Genomic DNA, 1,266 nt, shown 5'->3' with positions numbered 1-1,266 from the left:
CTGAACCTTCTAAAGGAAGCATTCCAGCGAAACAGAAAAGAGCTTGGATGAAACCTGAATATTTAGAATCGGTTCTATTAGCAGGGTTGCAGTTGGACGAATTTTAAACACTCATGCGGTTGCCCTGCCCACTGGGCGGCATTGAAAACACTATTAGCCTCGAGCGAATCTAACTTGCGTATAAAAGTAGCGTCAATGCCCCAATCCTTTGATCTAGGCAGGCTCCCGATAATGTCGACAACCACACTATCCTTAAGGAGTGCGACTGCATCCTCACCGTTAAAATAAATAGCACTACCATTAATTGCATCAACTTCAGCAGCCAAACCTAAAGCAGCGCTTGGATGTTTAATAACCTTTAACTTTTTGGCACCGATAGTCTGACCATCTAATAACGCCATGTCTGTTGCAACTGTACTGCCATTTTTATATTGAACTAGCTTATAGCCAGTCAAATCAACTGCTGCAGTGCCATTATTATAAATTTCAATCGCTTTATTATTTGCGCTACCTTCAACATATTCGGTAATCATCACATCTGCGCTTACCATCATAGGCAAAGCCGCTGCGACAGCTAAAGAAATCGCCGTTAACTTATTAACATTATCCATATCATCAACCCCATTATTATAATATTGCCGCTAACTTCTATTAACGTGCGGGCGGATTATTTCAGAGTTGAATGCGTAAAAAAAGAGGGCAAGATCGCACATTGCCAATGTAACACATTGATGAGTAAATGATTATGGACATGGCACTGTTCACCTAGCAGAACAAGGTAATAATTAGAAAGTATTAGCCAAATGAAAACAAACAGTAAGAGTAATACACATAGACACAGCCAAAGCACTAATGCGAATAAATAATAATCAATATTTTAATGTGATATTTTGATGATATTATTCAGTATGTGATACCCAATAAAATATAAAGAACGCGGCGCTTTAACAGATGACTGATATCATTAAAACGTAATTTAGCCTTCATCATTTTGAAATAAATCCAACGCTAAAACGGACTAGATTTAATGATTAATATCATCCATTGGCATAGCCGATAGATATTGATGGTTGCTATACAAAACTAAACATGAGTTAAGACTGCAAACCTTGTATATCAAGGCAATAAATTAAGCATTAAAACCGTCATTCCGCACCTAATTTTCGATTTAAAAAACTTGACGGCGATCGGTCATTCTGATCTATTACTACTTTTTGCAGGTAGATCATTATGACTACTCCAGCTATCGCTATTCGTAACCTCGAC

General features: G+C 37.8%; 1 pseudogene. It reads right to left on the bottom strand.

Features of this window, described 5'->3' with window-relative positions:
* Positions 1-128: 128 nt before the first annotated feature.
* A pseudogene (locus MO387_RS20745) lies at positions 129-611 on the bottom strand (lamin tail domain-containing protein); the annotation flags it as partial.
* Positions 612-1,266: the final 655 nt, after the last annotated feature.

The organism is Shewanella sp. N2AIL (genome assembly GCF_022690845.1).
Taxonomy (GTDB): domain Bacteria; phylum Pseudomonadota; class Gammaproteobacteria; order Enterobacterales; family Shewanellaceae; genus Shewanella; species Shewanella baltica.
Note: the sequence above shows the minus strand (reverse complement) of the source record. Positions and strands in the feature narration are given on the sequence as shown.